This is a genomic window from Desulfobacter vibrioformis DSM 8776, from assembly GCF_000745975.1.
GTDB classification, from domain to species: Bacteria; Desulfobacterota; Desulfobacteria; order Desulfobacterales; family Desulfobacteraceae; genus Desulfobacter; species Desulfobacter vibrioformis.
Genome location: NZ_KN050796.1, coordinates 129,049 through 145,929 on the forward strand (window position 1 = coordinate 129,049; position 16,881 = coordinate 145,929).

Sequence of the window (16,881 nt, forward strand, 5' to 3'; positions counted from 1 at the left end):
AAAAACTTGCGATGCCAGATCTTTATTGCACACCAGCGGCGCTTTGCCTGAAAACGGATCCTGCCCAAAGCCCGGAGCATATAAAATTACATTATTAATTCAGCGTATTAAACAAAATATACAGACAACCCCCGCCATGGCATGATTATGGCTAATATGGCTAAGTTGTGAACCCATAAGTAGGATGAACTATACACGTGTCAGTCTGGACACCGGAGAACCCATGAGTCACTATTACCTGTTTCAGGATACCAGAAAATGCATCGGCTGCCACACCTGCGAGGTGACGTGCAAGGTCAATAAAAAATTGCCCCCGGGGCCCAAACCCTGCCAGATTATCCAGGTGGGTCCCAAGACCGTTGGAGAGGTGCCAAGGACATCATTTGTTTTCATGTCCTGCTTTCATTGCGAAAACCCCTGGTGCGTTCCGGCCTGCCCCACCGACGCCATGCAGCAGCGAAGCAAAGACGGAATCGTTTTTGTGGACAAGGATCTGTGCGTGGGATGCAAAACCTGCATATCCGCCTGCCCCTGGGGTGCCCCCCAGTGGAACCAGGAGATCGGCAAGGTTGAAAAATGCGACTTTTGCATGGATCGGATCGACCAGGGACTTGCCCCGGCCTGCGTAACCAACTGCACCACAGGCTGCCTGAAATTTGGCAAGGCCGAACAGATGACTCAGATCCGGAGACAGCGCCATGCAGCGTCTGTAACCTCCTTTGAGAACACAAGCTTTTAAGGAACCGATATGGATAAAAAAATCTGCCCGGTGCGACAAACCATCCTTTTTTTAACCACTCTGATCGGTCCCAAAGGACTGCCCGACCCCAAAGGCCAGCGGATATCCGAACAAATTCTTGTTCTGGTCGAAGAGATTGCCGAAGGCACGGCAGGAGAGGCGCACCTGCCCGCCATTGAAGACCTGGTTAAAGAGTATAATGATGCCCGGAACCCGGAACAGACCCGGATGGCCGGCATGACCATTCAAGGGCTTCTGGACGATCACCTGGAGATATTTATCAACCATATCCAGACCCGGAACTGCCCCACCCATGACTGCGGGAAACTTGCCCCGTCCCCTTGCCAGATGGCATGTCCTGCCGGAATTGACATCCCCACATATCTTGCGCTCATTGCCCAGGGAAAGGATGCCGAAGCCATTGAAGTGATCAGACGGGACAATCCCTTGCCCTGGGTGTGCGGCCTGATCTGTACCCGGCCCTGTGAAATGATGTGTGTCAGGGCCAGGATCGATAAGGCCATCTCCATTAAATTTCTCAAAGCGTTTGCTGCCGAACGCGCCATGTCCGGGCGGGCCTACACCAATCCAACCCCCAGGCCTGCCAACGGCAAAAAGGTCTGTGTGGTCGGCGCAGGCCCGGGCGGTCTTTCCTGTGCGTATTATCTGGCACTCATGGGATATGGCGTCAGGATCATCGAGGCCCTGCCCGTGCCCGGCGGCATGCTCATGGTGGGCATTCCCCGGTATCGTCTGCCAGGGGAAGTCATTAACCGGGAAGTGGCCATGATTGAAGCCCTGGGCGTAAAAATCCAGTACAACACCCGGTTGGGCAGGGATGTCACCAAGGAGGAACTGGACCGGGAAGGATTTGAAGCCTATTGCATTGCCATTGGCGCCCATAAGGCATGGACCTTGGGTATTGAGGGAGAAAAAGATTTTTCCAACGTCTTTGAAGCGGTCCGTTTCCTAAGAGACGTCGCCCTGGGCGACCACCGCTGTCCGGGAAAAAATGTGGTGGTGGTGGGCGGTGGCAACGTGGCCATTGATGCGGCCCGCACCAGCCTGCGCCTGGGTGCCGAGCGCGTCATCATTGCCTATAGACGGACCCGGGATCAGATGCCTGCGGATGTGGAGGAGGTGGAACAGGCCGAAGAGGAGGGCATTGAATTCTCTTTTCTGACCATTCCCGCTGCAGTCAAGGGTGAAGGACAGAATATTCATGCCCTTTCATGTATCAAGGCAGAACTGAAAGCCAAACAAGGCTCCGACCGCCTGGCACCGGTTCCCATTGAAGGCGGGGAGTTTGAGATCCGGGCAGATGCCGTGATCTCGGCCATTGGCCAGTACGTGGACAACGAAGGTATGGACGCGTTTACCGGCATCAACTGGAGCCGCCGGGGCACCATTGATGTCAATCACGCCCATATGGAAACGGCCCAGCCAGGTGTATTTGCCGCCGGAGACGCGGTTTCCGGCCCTGCCACAGTGATCGAAGCCATTGGCGGCGGCAAACGGGCTGCTGACGCCATTGACCGCTATCTTCGCAAAATTCCCCAGCCCCGCGCCCCCAGAACGCCGGTACGTCATAAGACCGAACCCGTTCTTGAGATGACGGCCCACCGGAAAATGACCCTTGAACCGCCGAAAATGCCCATGCTTAACCTTTACCGGCGCAGAACGACCTTCCAGCAGGTGGAACTGGGGTATGAAGAAGCCGATGTCCGCCAGGAAGCGGCCCGGTGCCTGCGCTGCGATATCTGCCGGCGTTGCGGCAAATGCGTGGATATCTGCCGGGATAAAATGGGTATCAATGCCCTGAAGCTGGGATACCTTGATTTTGATGAAAGCGGCCCCACCGATTTCAGGGTCACGGCGGAAAACTGTATCACCTGCGGGGCATGTGCGGCCAATTGTGAAAACAATGCATTGAAAATTGATGAAAAAGATGGCCGGCGAAGGCTCCTGCTGTGCGGCACCATCCTGAACAGCCAGGCTATTCGGTATTGTGAATCCTGCGGTGCAAAACTTGGCTCCGAGGAATATACCCGGTTTATTGCCGGAAAAACCAGAAACATGACACCGGCCACAAAAACGCGGCTGCTTTGTAATAACTGCCTGCGCCGGAACGCTGCGGTTTCCAACGCCGCAAACAGCGGTGCGTTACCCATGGTTTAAAACAGGAGGCACAGATGACATTTCAACGGGGAGATAAAATAGAGATATTCCAGGCATCCACGGACGATGCCTGGGAGGATTACATGAATGACTTTATAGGGTGCCATGGATTTATTGTGGACCCGGACACATCGGTGAACGATCCGGACGCCCTGGTGGAGGTCAGCCTTGAAGGCAAAGGCACCCACCGGCTTCCCCAGGATTGTATGAGACGGCTGGGGGAGCAGGTATAAAGATCAAGGAAAAGATCAAAAGGAAAAGATCAAGAAGTTGATTAAAAACGTTTTTTTAGGAGACAAGGGATGAAAATGAAGTTCAAATGGGTTGTATTATTTTTGACGGCAGCAGCACTGATGCTGCCACTGATGACTGCAATGCCTGTGATGGCCGACCCGCTTGCCGATGCCATTGCAGCCGCGCCCCGGGGCACGGGACCGGGCCAGATTGATCCGTCGGCTCCGGCAGGGATTTTCGGCATTCCCGGCGCACCGGCCCCGGGTTTATTGATCTGTTTTTGCTGGGCCATCTGGGTGGGCTGGATTTTTTCAACCATAGGCGCCTTTGGCGGGGTTATGGCTGGCGTGGGGCATATTTCCATTTACGGCATGGGGCCCTATGCCAAAACATTTAAGGATACCTCGCCCACCATCAACAAGATACTCACCGACAGCATCCGCGTTTCCAACCAGTGGCTGGGTGGGTTTTCCGCCCTTGTCTCCAGCATCACCTACGGCAGGCAGAAACGTATCGTGACATCCCTTGGGGCATTCATGGGTGCTGGTGCGCTTTTTGCCACGTTACTGGTGGTATTCACCACCGCCGGAAAGGTCAGATTTTCACAGTACCAGGGCTGGTTCGGCCTATGTGTATTCCTGATTTTTGCCTTCATGGTCTATGAAATGTCCCCCAGGGGCCAGGCCTCAAAAAAAACAGCCAAGGCCGCGGCCAAGGCATTTGAAGATGCGGTCAAAAATAAGGGCTCCATTGAAAGCCAGGGGGTAAAAACCCTGAATTGGAGCCTTGCCAGAACAGACATTTCTTTTTTCGGCCAGAAATTTTCATTCAGTCCCATCTGGGCCTTTATCGGCGGCTTTTGCATCTCTGCGCTGGCCTCCTTCATCGGTGTCGGCGGCGGTTTTCTTTACGTGCCTTTTTTGACCAGTGTTGTGGGGCTTCCCATGTTCGTGGTTGCCGGCACCTCATCTCTTGCGGTTCTCATCGGGATGTTTTTTTCCGTCTTCAATTTCATGGTGCTCAAAGGGGTCATGGTTTACTGGCCCATGATCGGCCTTGAACTTGCGGGCGTATTTGTCGGATCCATGATCGGACCCAGAACCGGAAAATACATTCCTGAAAAGGTATTGAAATGGATCTTCCTGGTATTGGCGTTCTACATCGGCATCCGGTATACGCTGAGAGGTTTTTTCGGCATTGCAATGCTTTAAAATACGTATTGCCACTGTCCCGCAGACCGCCCCGGCGGCGGCACCTGCGGGAAGAACCTAAAATCAAAAGGAGTAAAAATGGTCAAAGGATTCGATCAGTTCTACCACGCCATTGACAGCTATATTATTTTTTTCTACCGGGTGACGGGCATTGGTATGGTTGATTATATGGCCGGGACGTTTTGCCTTTCCCTGATTGCCGTCCTTTTGGGGGAATTGACCATTTCACTTGCCCTAAGGGTCAACGCCCCTTATCTTTCCGGCCTGTCCCAGCGTAAGAAAGAAAAGGAAACCCTTTCCATTAAAGCCTATGAAACAGGAGACATGGCCGGGTACAAGGCACTGAATAAAGAGGCCACAGATGCCTGGGGCCGCCAGTTTTTTGCCATGATGGCCCATTCGGCCGCCATTCTGTGGCCCGTGCCCTTTGCCCTGGGCTGGATGCAGACACGGTTTGCCGGTATTGATTTTCCCATTGCCTTTCCGTTCTCCCTGGTTACGGATTCAGTGGGCTATACATTTTCGTTCTTCCCCATCTATGTTCTGGCACGAATCGTTTTCGGAAAACTCAGGCCTCATCTGCCCTATTTTGCTTCGGTTCACAGACACTTGACCCAAGTGTCGGCCTGAATTCCAAAAGTTGCTACCCTGGCAGGCATTGATGCTGAATTCCGCAACGAGTTTCCCATTGAAACCCCGATGATTGGTTTCTATAATAGGTTTTGTATACCAAAACCCATTGAGGATATCAGATTGAGGAGATCAGATTGAGGAGATCAGATTGAGGAGATCAGATTGAGGAGATCAGACGGTGAAACATTTTAACTGTAAAGTGCTGACGGCCCTGGCATACCTTATCCTGGCACTGCCCGGGAACTTGTATGCCCTGCAGTTTCATTCAAATTCCGAAGGGATCATTACCCACCAGATCGGACACCTGTTCTTTCTTTTCTCAATGGTTGTGCTTATGTTCATTATCAGTGGCAAGGGCCTGGCTATACATAAAGGGTGGCGCCTGATCCAGGTTTCAGCATTTTTTTTCATTCTCTGGAACGCCTGCGCCATTACGGTCCATTTCCTGGACAACCAGATCTATGCGGTCAGTGTAGAACGGCTCGCCAACGGGTATGCCAGGATCCGGACCCAGAACAATTCAAGTCTGCTGGGCTGGGTATATTACGGCCTTAAACTGGATCATTTGCTTTGTGTGCCGGCCATGTTTCTAATGTACAAGGGACTTTGCTGTCTGGTGGACGAACAAAAAGCTGAAAAAGGGCAAACCCTGTGATTGCTCCCTATCTGCCCATGGTGGTGATAGATGTTCTCGGCTCGTTTACCATGGTGGTACTTTCCCTCCTATGCTGCTACAAGGCCGGAATTTTAAGGGAAACCGACCGGGACAATGCGCTGTTTCTCTATCTTGTCTGGATCTCCACCGGATTTATGATCTTTGCTGTATCACGCGCCTTTGGCCATATCCTGATGCAGTTTCTGATTTTAACTTCCCATACCGACACCTGGCAGATGATCGCGGCTTTTTCCGGCAGCGTCAACACGGTCTCGTTCATGCTGGTCAGCCTGATCACCCTGTTCTTCAACCAGAGCTGGAAGATGAACGAAAAGATTCTGAGGTCCCGGAAAAAACTGGAAGCGGCCCATGCCCAGCTTTTAAGTTTAAACCAGAACCTGGAGCAAAAGGTGGTGGAACGTACGGAGATGCTCACAAGTTCCGAGCACAAGGCCCGGCGTATCTTTGAATACTCCCTGGATACCATCCTGGTTACCGACGCCCATTTCAAAATCCAGGAGATCAATAACGCCGGCATCGTGCTCACAGGATACAAAAAAAAACAGATGCTGGAACAGAACATGGGACTGATGGATTTCATCGCCCACGCCCCGGACTGGAATTGTCTTTTGCAACAACTGAACACAAACGAATATGTCCTCAACGAAGAGTGCGATATTTTAAACGCCGATAACATCAATATCCGGGTACTGATCAGCGGCGGCGTTGATTACGGGGCGTTTGGCTGCGCCAAAACCTTTCATTTCATCATCAAGGATATTAATGAAAAAAAACAGATGGAGCAGCAGATCGCCCAGGCCGACAAACTAGCGGCCCTGGGCGAGCTGTCCGCAGGTGTGGCCCATGAGATCAATAACCCGTTGGGTATCATCCTTGGCTACACCCAGCTGATGCTTAAACAGGCGTCTGAATTTGAAGAAGATCTTAAAACCATTGAAAAACACGTAAAAAACTGCAAGGAAGTCGTCAGCAACCTGCTCTCCTTTTCACGGAAGGGCTCCAGGAAAATGGAAAACGTGGATATCCATAACATGCTCAACGGTGTCATCAATTTTCTAAGAAACCATTCTGATTTCAGAAAAGTTCAAATCCAGCTTAACCTGTGGGAAAATGAATGCCTCTGGGTGAAGGGCAATGCCCAGGAACTGGCCCAGGTGGTTTTAAACCTGATGATTAACGCCTGCCACGCCATTCAGGATAACCCCGCCGGGTTCATAGAACTTGCCACCCAAAAAGAGAATGCCCATATACTCATTCATGTCAGGGATAACGGCACCGGCATCTCCAAACAGCATCTGCCCCGGATTTTTGATCCTTTTTTTACCACCAAGCCCGTGGGGCAGGGCACAGGGTTAGGCCTTTCTGTGGGATACGGCATTATCCGCAACCACCAGGGAGATATCCTGGCCGCAAACCGGAACAGCCCGGGTGCGCAGTTCACCATCCGGCTGCCCCTTGTGAACACCAACAGCAATGAGGAGTAAACGATGAGGCCCAATATTCTTGTGGTGGATGATGAAAAGGACATGACCCGCCTTCTCCAGCGCACCCTTGAACCGGAACTGAACTGCCGGGTGACAATGGCTTTTTCCGGTGAAATGGCCCTGAATATTCTTGAATTGGCTGATACAGCCTTTGATATTGTCATCAGTGACATCCGCATGCCCGGAATGGATGGGTTTGATCTTCTGGAACAATTGAAACAAAGATATCCGGATCTCACTGTGGTCATGCTCACCGCTTACGGCAATATTGAATCTGCTGTGGCAGCGATTAAAAAAGGCGCGTATGATTTCATTGCCAAGCCCTTTGAGCAGGATGAAATCATCTTTAAAATTCAAAAAGCTTTGGAGCGCAGCCGGCTTATATCCGAAAACCGCCGCCTCCAGAAAGCCTGCCAGGCCGACTCCCTGCCCTTGATCGGGCAAAGCCCTGCCATGCAGAAGGTGTTTGAGAAAATCGCGCTGGTCGCAGATTCGGATGTCACGGTCCTGATCACCGGCGAATCCGGAACGGGCAAGGACCTGACCGCAAGATCCATTCATGCCCTGAGCCCCAGAAAAAACAAACCGTATATCCCGGTCAACTGTCCCACCATCCCCGAGCACATCCTTGAAAGTGAATTGTTCGGGTATAAAAAAGGGGCGTTCACCAATGCCTACCGGGACAGAACAGGGCTTTTCCAGGAGGCTGATCACGGCACCATTTTCCTGGATGAAATCGGCGATGTCGGTTCCACCATCCAGACCAAGCTTTTAAGGGTGATCCAGGAAAAGGAGGTCAAGCCTTTGGGCGACACCCGGGTGGACCATGTGGATGTCAGGATCATCGCCTCCACCAATCAGGATCTGCAGCAGAAAATCAGGGACAAAGAGTTCAGGGAAGACTTTTTCTACCGGCTTTCGGTGATCACCATTGAATTGCCGCCGTTAAGGGACCGGGTTACGGATATCCCGCTGTTGTGTGATCACCTTCTGGCCAAAAACTGTGAAAAATTGAACAAGCCGGCCAGACATTTGTCTGAAAATGTTGTGGATCTCTTCATGAAGCACCCTTGGCCGGGCAATGTCAGAGAGCTTGAAAATGTACTTGTCCAGGGTATTCTCTATGCAACCTCAGATACCATTTGCCTTGCTGATATTCCCATTGATAAAAAAAAGGCCAGTGACTGCGTGTGCATGAACTTTGATACGGATATGCGGCAACTGACCTATAAAGAGGCCAAGGAAAACACCCTGACACAGTTTAACCATAACTACATCGGCGCCCTGCTCTCCATGACCGAAGGCAATATTACCCAGGCAGCCAGACGCTGCGCCATGGACCGCCAGGCCCTTCAGCAGATTATGAAACGGTATGGCATTGATCCTGAAAAGTTCCGGGTCAAGGCGTCCTGAACTTTCACTGTGCATTTTAATCTTAATTGTGAGCCGGTATTTACCCATGAAAAAACAGCTCCCCCCCCCAGGCTTTAAAACCGTTCCCGTCCGGGACGCCTGCGGCATGACCCTTGCCCATGACATGACCGAAATCATTCCCACCACGGCCAAGGGACCGGCCTTCAAACGGGGACACCGGGTCCAGGCCGAAGATATCTGCCGGCTCATGCGCATGGGGAAAAATAATCTCTATGTGCTGAATCTCGATGAGACCCAGGTACATGAGGATGAGGCAGTGTTTGAACTTGCAGCGGCCCTGGCCGGACCGGGGGTTGAGTTTTCCGCCACACCCAGCGAAGGCAAGCTGGAGCTGTATGCGGCATATCCCGGGCTGTTCCGGGTGAATGTGGACGCATTGACACAATTCAACATGCTGGACGATGTCATGTGCGCCAGTATCCATACCCATGTTGCCGTGAAAAAGGGTGACAGCCTGGCAGCCACCCGAGCCATCCCCCTGGTCATTGACCGGGAAAAACTCGACCAGGCCACGGCCTTTGCGAAATCAGCCTATCCCATTTTTTGCGTTTCAGTATTCAACCCGTTAAAAATTCGCCTGGCCATCATCGGCAATGAGGTGTATGACGGCCTGGTTCAGGACCGGTTCCAGGCGATTGTGGAGGAAAAAACCGCCCGGCTTGGGGCCCAGGTGCTTGAGGTGACGATCCTGCCCGATGACCGGGAGCGCATCAGCGCCCAAATCCGGGATTACATGGATAAGGAGACCGATCTGATCATCACCACCGGCGGCATGTCCGTGGACCCCGATGATGTCACCCGGGAATCTATTGAGGCGGCGGGTTTTGATGAAGTCCACTACTCAGCGGCGGTGCTGCCCGGGGCCATGTTCCTTCTGGGGTATAGCGATAGAACCACCATCATGGGGCTGCCGGCCTGCGGATTGTATCACCGCACCACCATATTTGACCTGATACTTCCCCGGGTCATGGCCGGAGAGCGTCCTGGAAAACGGGAACTGGCAAGCCTTTGTCACGGCGGCTTGTGCCGGAACTGCCCCACCTGCCGGTTTCCCCACTGCTCTTTTGGAAAAAGCATCTGATCCTGACCAGGGCTGCCAAAGGTCATACACTTACAAGGACAAGGATTCGTTATTAATCCAGGAATCCGGGCTGTCCAGCCCATGAAGGCTGGCTCCCGGGCGGTTGACAGGATCCAGCCCGGGAGGAGGTTTCATTTTCCGTTGAATGATGAACCAGGCAGAGCAAGGTTCGAATCAATGTTGGGGTAATTTTTTAATGTGCCTAAGGCCTTGCCGTAAATGATACAGTGGCCCCGTAGTAAACGGACTGACACTTTTGGGCCAGCTCTTTGAGTTCATTATTTTTTGTAACCACATTCTTTACAGTGACCGAGGCTGTCCAGGCACCGGGGGTGGGCACCCGGATCTGGGCCTTGCCGCCCATGATATATGCCGTGAGCATGTATTTATCCGGACCGCCAAAGGTATTGGAGGTCATGTGCAGGTAGTTCATGCCCTGCATATCGCAGGTCAAAGGTTTCCCCTTGAGTGTGACCGTAAATTTGACCAGGTCGCCTGCCTTGACATTACTCATGTCGGTGTCAGGCATGATTTCAAGATCATATCCCAGGGGTTTGGGCTGGGTCCATTTCTCAATGCCGAAATAGGACTTGGCCACGGCCTTGTACCGGGTGCTGAAATCAAAGGATTTTGCCCCTTTTATTTCATCCATGGGTTTGGTAGTCATCTTGTGTTTGCCGCTGGCATCCACATATCCTGTAAAATAGGTGGCTTTGGATTCGGCTGCCACCTGGTAGGTGCCGGGCATGGTTTTATCCGTCATTGAAATTTTGCGTAGGCCCAGATCGCCTTGTACAATGCCCATCCCGGTCTTGGATGCAGTGACTGCTTCGTGTTTAATAACAGGAAGGGGAATCGGTGAAATGGAATTATCCGGTCCGATAAGGCTGTATTTCTCAATCTCAATGTTACCGGATTCAGAGGAGAGCAAATCATCCAGGGGAATGGCATGTCCCCATCCAAGAATGGCGATGACATGTCCCGGGGGATGGGTAAAGGATTCGTTGATATTGACCCACAGTGAGTGCGCATAGGTGGTACCTGCGCAAAATGCGGTCAGGGCAAGGGCTAAACCAGTGGTTTTCAATTTTCGTAACATGTGATTTCTCCTTTTTGGGTTATTATTCTTTTTTTTCAGACCCCATGGGTCCGTCTTCACGTACGGTATGTCCCGGGCCGCCATCCAGAAATACGGTATAAGGCTGGTCCGGGATGGTAAATTCGGCTTCCCCGTTTTCATCCAGTTTGATTTTTAAAATCTGTTTTTCATTATTATCCAGCAGATACAGGGGCAGGTTTGCAGCGGTGGCCCCAGTGGAAAACATGCCTTCCACTGCCACGGTGCCGTCCCCGTTGTCTGTCAGATTCATGAAAAGGCTGTGGCCAAAGGACGGGCCTGTGACAAGCAGAAGAGCAATGAATCCTGCAAGCAGGGTGGATATGTGTTTCTTCATTGGGTTGCCTCCTTGTTTAAATGGTGTTGGATCTGTGTGCCATGACTGGGCATTGTTTCCGGACCAAAGGCCTTCAGGGCCCGGAGCAGAACCGGGGTGACAAAATAATCGGACAGCAGGGCTGTCATGAGGCCTGTCCCGGTTAAAATACCCATAAAAAACAACACTTTGGCAGGTGAGCTTAAGTAGACACTGAAGTTGGCAGCCAGTATCAGGGAGGTGAATAAAAGCGGAATACCGATGGAGCTGAACGTATGGCGGATGGCGTAAGCATACTCACGCTTCTGTTCAAAGGCCAGTTTGGCATGGTTGATAAAATGGATGGTGTCGTCCACGGCAAGCCCTAACAGCATGGGCATAATAGTGATGGTCATCATGTCCAGGGGCACCCGCAACCACCCCATGAGTCCGCCTACGGCCAGGGCCGGGGTGATGTTGGGAATCATGGCGATCAAGCCGATTTTAAGGCTGCCGAAAACCAGGACCATCAGTCCTGTAATCACGCAGATGGCAATGAGAAACGAAGTGAGCTGGCCCTTGGATACAATATCCTGCATCACCGTGAATTGAGCTACGGAGCCGGCCAGGGTCACGGTTGCCCCCGGGAAAAGCGCGTGGGCTTTATCGGTGATTTGATGAAGTTCCCGGTATGCCTCAACAGTGTTATAGTCCTTAATATCCACAGTCATGCGCAGGCGCCGGTATTCGTAATCAATCCATTTTTCCGCTTCCCGGCCCCCGGCATTTTCGTAAAGGAGCATGATCTGGGCCACCATTTCCCGGGTGTCGGGAATAGCGAAAAATTGAGGGTCACCATTGTGAAGCACCTGGTTCATATCCTTGATGATTTCGGTGATGGACGAGATCTTTTTAGTCAAAGGAAAGCCCAAGGCCTCCTGTTCCAGCAGATTCAGCTTTTTTAAATTCGAAGGTTCCCGGGCCATGTTTCCGTCGGGAAATTCCACCACCAGGTTGTAAGAATAAAGCCCGCCCAAAGGAGAACTGCCCACCTGATCCAGGCGGTTGACGTAGGGCACCTTAAGCCCCATATTCTTGCGGATATCAAAGTTGACCTCAAAATATCGCATCCCTGCCACAGCCGTCAGGATCGCCAGGAAAAATATAATCATGATGGGAACCGGCCGTGCCAGAACCAGGTTGGCAAGTTTTGCCATCAGGCTCTCCAGCAGGGCATTGGAGTGCAATCGGATCTGTTTTACCTCCTGATCCTTTCCAAAAGAGAGCAGGGCCGGGATCATGATGACCACCATGAGAAAAACGATGGAGACCAATAGAGAGGTTGATGACCCAATCCAACGCACGGGTTTGACATCCACAAAGTGAAAGGAGCAAAGTGCCCCCACCGTGGTCAGGGCCGTGAACAAAATGGGCCACCCCGTCTCTTTGACGGCCATGCAGACCGATTCTTTTCTTTTTCCGGTGTTAAGAAAATATCGTTGGAAAAATGAAAAAATATGGATGGAGTACCCTATGGACACAGCAATGCCAAGATACAGCGGCACCATGATCATGGCAACGTCAATGGGCTTGCCGATCCAGCCCAGGATGCCGAAGGTCAGGATCACGGATCCGGCAGTGACAATAACCGTCATGGTGATGCCCTTGATGGAACGCAGTGCCAGAGACAGAACAACCAGGGAAACGATCAGGGATAACCCCATGGTCCGGGACATCTCTTTTTTAAAGAATGCTGTTTTGTCATGGGCGATGATGGGCATACCCGATGATTTTGGACTTAAGGACCCATACTTGTCCTGGCGGATGATGGTGGCGGCCACTTTTCCCACCACCATCTCAGCGGATTTGTTGTCCTTGCTTCGCCAGCCTTCGGGGTAAGGGGTCAGTCTTAAAACAATCCATGAAAACCGGCTGTCTGCCGAGATCAATTTACCGTTGAGCAGTTGTTTAGCCAGGATCTGGTCCCGGATACCTGCAAGTGTTTCACTATCCCGGGGGATCGGATCGGGCACCGGCGTAATAATTTCAATGCCCCCTTCATGGCCCAATGAAAATTCGCAGTCAGTGATGGACATGATGTCATCGGCAAAGGGTACTTGGGTTTTCAGCTCATTGCCCAGGGCCCGGATCAGGGCCAGGGTGTCCGGATCAAACATATGGTCAGATTCAACTAACACACCCACATAGTCGTTGTTGCCGAAAATTTCCTTAAACTCATCTTCAGCCATTTTCAGCTTTGAGCTGTCCAAGAGCCATTTATCCCAGCCCGCATCGGTTTGAATTCTTTTTAAACCGGCAGCCCCGAACACCAGGGCCAGAATAAACACAGCCACCACCACATAGCGCAGACGGATGATCCAACTGCCGAATTGTTCAAACATCTGATTGATTCTATTTATGTTGATCATGATGTATCCCATTAAAAATGGTATTTTATCTTTGTCCAGACCTGGGTATTGTCTTTATACCGGCCATAGGAACCTGTCCGGTCCCCGGCAAAGATGTCGGTTCCCAGAAAAACTTCCAGGTTGTCGATGAACTGGTATTCCGCTGTCAGCCGGACCAGGCGGTCCTTTACGTCAATATCCATATATCCGAGAGCCGACAGGGTCAGTTTTTCCCTGAACAGATCTTTTGAGATATTGAATGTCACTGTCTTGGCACACCCGCTTTCGATAAGGCCGGAACCGGAATTCAGAATATGGTCCTGGGTATACTGGCAGGACAGGGTCCAGTCGTTTCCGGGATACCAGTCCAGGCCGGTGAGCCATTTGATCCGGTCTTTTTGTGCTGTAAAATAATCGCTGCCATATCCCTGGACCAGGCTGCCCGCAAAATAGGCTGCTTCAGCCCTATAAACAAATTCTCCCAAGGGTTTTGAAAACTCAGCGCCCAGAATATGAACCCGGTCGTACACCGGTTCCAGGGCCGTACCCAATTGCTTGTAACAGGGAAAGTCATTCCAGGTGTAAAAATAGGAAAAGGCCAGGTCCATGCCGGACAGGTACAGGGTATACCGCAATGCCAGTTCACTGTCCTTAAGGGGATCGTCGGGTTCATTGTCCGGCAGCACCGTGTTGTTCCCATAACCGCCCAGGTACCAGGGGCTGTCCTTGGAGGGCTGTTCCCCGGACTTATAAACCGGAATCCACAACAATTGAAGATCCCCCCACCCGGACCCATACTTGAGATTCAGGGCGTCCACGGCCATGCGCATTTCATCAAAATCCCGGGTGATGGTCTCGGCGTAATCCAGGGGCGATACATTGTCCACAATCCGGATGCCGTCTGCCTGGCCCCAAATGATGATCTGGCGGCCGGCCCGGATGGTTACGCTGCCCAGGGCATAATCCAGGTATCCTTCGTGCAGGCTGACCCCGGACTCATCTTCCAGAAGGTGGTTGGCAGACAGATTCACAGCCCCAAAGCCTGTAAAATTCCCCTGGCAGGCTGTCAGTTCCAGCCGGGCCAGGGTTTCGGAGGCAAGAATATCATTTGGCGATTTGACCTGGGCATTGTGCCGGGTTTCCAGAAAACCGGAAAACTCCGTGTCCATGGCCATCAGGGGAGCCGGTAAAACCTGCATAAGCAGCACGGCCAGGCTGAAAATAGCCGTAAAAATTAAGTTCACCGCAGATGTCCCCGGGATATGGTGTTGACGCTGAAAAATCCGTCATCCACACCGGTATTGTACTCAATATTAGACAGGGTCATCAGGGTGATATGTTTTTCCCGGTGATTCTCCATCTTTGTTTTGAACAGGGTCCAAAAGCCCTGGTGCTTTCGCAACTCTTCCACGGTATAGGTCTTGATCAGGCCCTGGGCATCGTAATATTCGCCCTTTACCGTTATATGGGCCTCTTTGGAGACCCAGATGATTTTCTCATCATAAAGGGAATCATCTTCCCTGGGTACGGATTTGATCTTCCAGCAGACACGGCCGTCCACCGTCTCTTCCCCGATAAGGGTGTGTTCATCCTCGTCCACATTCCGGTCCCCCATATCGTCATAGGTGAAATCCGATCCCATGAAGTAGTCATTGGTGGAGGCCCCTGAAATGCGCCTGACTTTTCTGAGTGCCGGCATGTAAAGCCACTTGTCATCATCCTTGGACGGATCATCATACTCCCAGGACAAAAAGGATGTGCCTTTAATATCCATGGGCTTTTTAAAGGCCATCAGCTTTTTGGTATCCTTGCCGTAGTCTTTGCTGAAGGAGGACATTTCCCGGACCCGTTTTTTGTTCCGGTGGTTAATTAACACCATCTCAATGGTGGATTTTTTGTCATCCCCGTCCGGGGTCTCATCCACCATGACCATGATATCCCGGCCTGTCAGTGGGGCAGCGCCAGCCTTGCCTTTAATAAGAGGACTTAAAAAAAGAATAAAAATAGAAAAAAAACAGATTAAAGAAATCAAATCATGTTTTTTTTTCGGGTGGCTTAACATGGCTCCTCCATAAATTGTTATAGTTAAAGTTAAAAAATCATAACATGTCAGGATTTTTAACATGACTTGGCATGAGCTTATACCCGGATCGAAAATCAATGCGAGTGCGTGGGATCGCTCTTTTTAGCAATGGTCATATCTTAAATAATTTTTATTTGCAACTAAATTTCTTTGCTATAGAGATTTAATTAACTTGGCATAACTTAATATAAAATTAAAGATTTTACTTGAGAGAATAAATAGTTTTCCATAGAAGTTTCTATTATTAAAAACAAACTATTACGTCTTAAGAGACTCCCCAAAGCCCCCCAAAGGAGCTTGAGTCGCAGTCATGAAACAGGAAGCATAGGTTCCTGGAAGCGAATAAAACCTTCCGGAAACGTTATTGTTCAAGGCCTTGATCATTAATAACCAACGCAACGAAACAAGAAAAAAAAATAAATTGAAAGAAAAGATTGACATAGCTAACTTTACTTTGTATTTCTAAGTCCCATATTTTGTAAGTTCCATAGAACAGGGCTGCCTAAAGAGCAGCTGATGTTTCAGAATGTTGATCAAGACCCTGGTTCCTGCACGTGTCGGGTCTTATCCCAAAGCTTTGCCCGGTTCAAGTTTTCTTTTTGAACCCGGGCAGCTTGATAATTTCCAATCATCCAAATATCACCATTATAAATTTTGATTATGAAAATAACAGAAAGGGCATGCCCCAGGCAATTTCCTGGAAAAGACGATCCCTCTTTCATTGATTACCAAAACTGGTATGCCATCCAGACCCTGTCCGGGTGTGAACAAAAACTGGTTGTAACCCTCCGGGTTCTTTTAAAAAAAATCCATCTTTATCTTCCGACCCGGAAGGTCATCCATCAACTCAAAGGGGTTCAACAGGTTATAGAATTGCCGCTGTTTCCTGGATATATCTTTGTTTATAGAAATATTTCAGAATCATTGGACGCGCTTGATAAGGCCAATTCCAGGATCGTTTTCAAACCGGTAATGGCCAACGGGAAATACCTGGAAGCCAACGAGAACGAAATGAAATTTCTCTTTGAGGTGACAGGCGGGGACGGTGTGATCGAATTATCCCAAGGGATTGTTATGGAAAATGAAAAAATTATGATCCTACAAGGGCCTTTGAAGCAGCTAAAAGGAAAAATTCTCTTTATTGATAAGCGAAAGAATAAGGCCAAGGTCAGAATTGAATTCATGAACCGGTTGCTCGACGTGTCCCTTGGTCTTGAAATCTTGTCTCGCCATCTTCCCAATATTTAATACAACGAGCGGTTAACCGCCCGTGGGCATACACCATCAACATCAACAGGAGAAGTCTAA

15 protein-coding genes are annotated in these 16,881 nt (G+C 50.6%); 10 read left to right on the top strand and 5 right to left on the bottom strand.

Annotation, left to right across the window (positions count from 1 at the left end):
* The first annotated feature begins 223 nt into the window (after positions 1 to 223).
* From Q366_RS19755 to Q366_RS19795, 9 genes are all read left to right on the top strand, one after another.
* Positions 224 to 739 carry a 4Fe-4S dicluster domain-containing protein gene (locus Q366_RS19755; RefSeq protein ID WP_035242639.1) on the top strand — a complete coding sequence of 172 codons (516 nt, stop codon included), beginning with the start codon at positions 224 to 226 and terminating at the stop codon, positions 737 to 739.
* A 9-nt stretch (positions 740 to 748) separates the two neighbouring features.
* Positions 749 to 2,917, top strand: a complete 2,169-nt coding sequence (locus Q366_RS19760; RefSeq protein WP_035242641.1) for an FAD-dependent oxidoreductase — start codon at positions 749 to 751, stop codon at positions 2,915 to 2,917.
* 14 nt (positions 2,918 to 2,931) lie between these two features.
* The gene (locus tag Q366_RS19765; protein ID WP_035242643.1) at positions 2,932 to 3,150 is read left to right on the top strand and encodes a hypothetical protein; all 219 of its coding nucleotides are present in this window, start codon (positions 2,932 to 2,934) and stop codon (positions 3,148 to 3,150) included.
* A 69-nt stretch (positions 3,151 to 3,219) separates the two neighbouring features.
* Positions 3,220 to 4,362 carry a sulfite exporter TauE/SafE family protein gene (locus Q366_RS19770; protein ID WP_084691923.1) on the top strand — a complete coding sequence of 381 codons (1,143 nt, stop codon included), beginning with the start codon at positions 3,220 to 3,222 and terminating at the stop codon, positions 4,360 to 4,362.
* 78 nt (positions 4,363 to 4,440) lie between these two features.
* Complete coding sequence (locus tag Q366_RS19775) at positions 4,441 to 4,992, top strand: hypothetical protein (protein WP_035242645.1); 552 nt, start codon at positions 4,441 to 4,443, stop codon at positions 4,990 to 4,992.
* 181 nt (positions 4,993 to 5,173) lie between these two features.
* Complete coding sequence (locus Q366_RS19780; protein WP_035242647.1) at positions 5,174 to 5,650, top strand: hypothetical protein; 477 nt, start codon at positions 5,174 to 5,176, stop codon at positions 5,648 to 5,650.
* A complete protein-coding gene (locus Q366_RS19785; protein ID WP_035242649.1) occupies positions 5,647 to 7,155 on the top strand; it encodes a PAS domain-containing sensor histidine kinase in 1,509 nt (502 codons plus the stop codon). The genes Q366_RS19780 and Q366_RS19785 overlap by 4 nt, the downstream gene beginning before the upstream one ends.
* Before the next feature lie 3 nt (positions 7,156 to 7,158).
* Positions 7,159 to 8,568, top strand: coding sequence for a sigma-54-dependent transcriptional regulator (locus Q366_RS19790; RefSeq protein ID WP_035242650.1), 1,410 nt, complete (start codon positions 7,159 to 7,161; stop codon positions 8,566 to 8,568).
* Positions 8,569 to 8,614: 46 nt separating this feature from the next.
* Positions 8,615 to 9,670, top strand: coding sequence for a molybdopterin-binding protein (locus Q366_RS19795; RefSeq protein ID WP_035242719.1), 1,056 nt, complete (start codon positions 8,615 to 8,617; stop codon positions 9,668 to 9,670).
* Between the two features lie 202 nt (positions 9,671 to 9,872).
* Here Q366_RS19795 and Q366_RS19800 read toward each other — a convergent pair whose 3' ends face one another.
* The 5 genes from Q366_RS19800 to Q366_RS19820 are packed head-to-tail and all read right to left on the bottom strand — an operon-like array spanning position 9,873 to position 15,552.
* On the bottom strand, positions 9,873 to 10,769 hold the full coding sequence (locus Q366_RS19800) for a DUF4198 domain-containing protein (protein WP_035242652.1): 897 nt from the start codon (positions 10,767 to 10,769) through the stop codon (positions 9,873 to 9,875).
* A 22-nt stretch (positions 10,770 to 10,791) separates the two neighbouring features.
* The gene (locus tag Q366_RS19805; protein ID WP_035242654.1) at positions 10,792 to 11,124 is read right to left on the bottom strand and encodes a hypothetical protein; all 333 of its coding nucleotides are present in this window, start codon (positions 11,122 to 11,124) and stop codon (positions 10,792 to 10,794) included.
* Positions 11,121 to 13,511, bottom strand: coding sequence for an efflux RND transporter permease subunit (locus Q366_RS19810; protein ID WP_051958189.1), 2,391 nt, complete (start codon positions 13,509 to 13,511; stop codon positions 11,121 to 11,123). The genes Q366_RS19805 and Q366_RS19810 overlap by 4 nt, the downstream gene beginning before the upstream one ends.
* An 11-nt stretch (positions 13,512 to 13,522) precedes the next feature.
* On the bottom strand, positions 13,523 to 14,734 hold the full coding sequence (locus tag Q366_RS19815) for a DUF1302 family protein (protein WP_035242655.1): 1,212 nt from the start codon (positions 14,732 to 14,734) through the stop codon (positions 13,523 to 13,525).
* Positions 14,731 to 15,552 (bottom strand): outer membrane lipoprotein-sorting protein, encoded by an 822-nt coding sequence (locus Q366_RS19820; protein WP_035242657.1) that lies wholly within the window; start codon positions 15,550 to 15,552, stop codon positions 14,731 to 14,733. The genes Q366_RS19815 and Q366_RS19820 overlap by 4 nt, the downstream gene beginning before the upstream one ends.
* 681 nt (positions 15,553 to 16,233) lie before the next feature.
* Between Q366_RS19820 and Q366_RS19825 the strand changes: the two genes are divergently transcribed.
* Positions 16,234 to 16,821 (top strand): transcription termination/antitermination NusG family protein, encoded by a 588-nt coding sequence (locus Q366_RS19825; RefSeq protein WP_035242659.1) that lies wholly within the window; start codon positions 16,234 to 16,236, stop codon positions 16,819 to 16,821.
* The last annotated feature ends 60 nt before the right edge of the window (positions 16,822 to 16,881 follow it).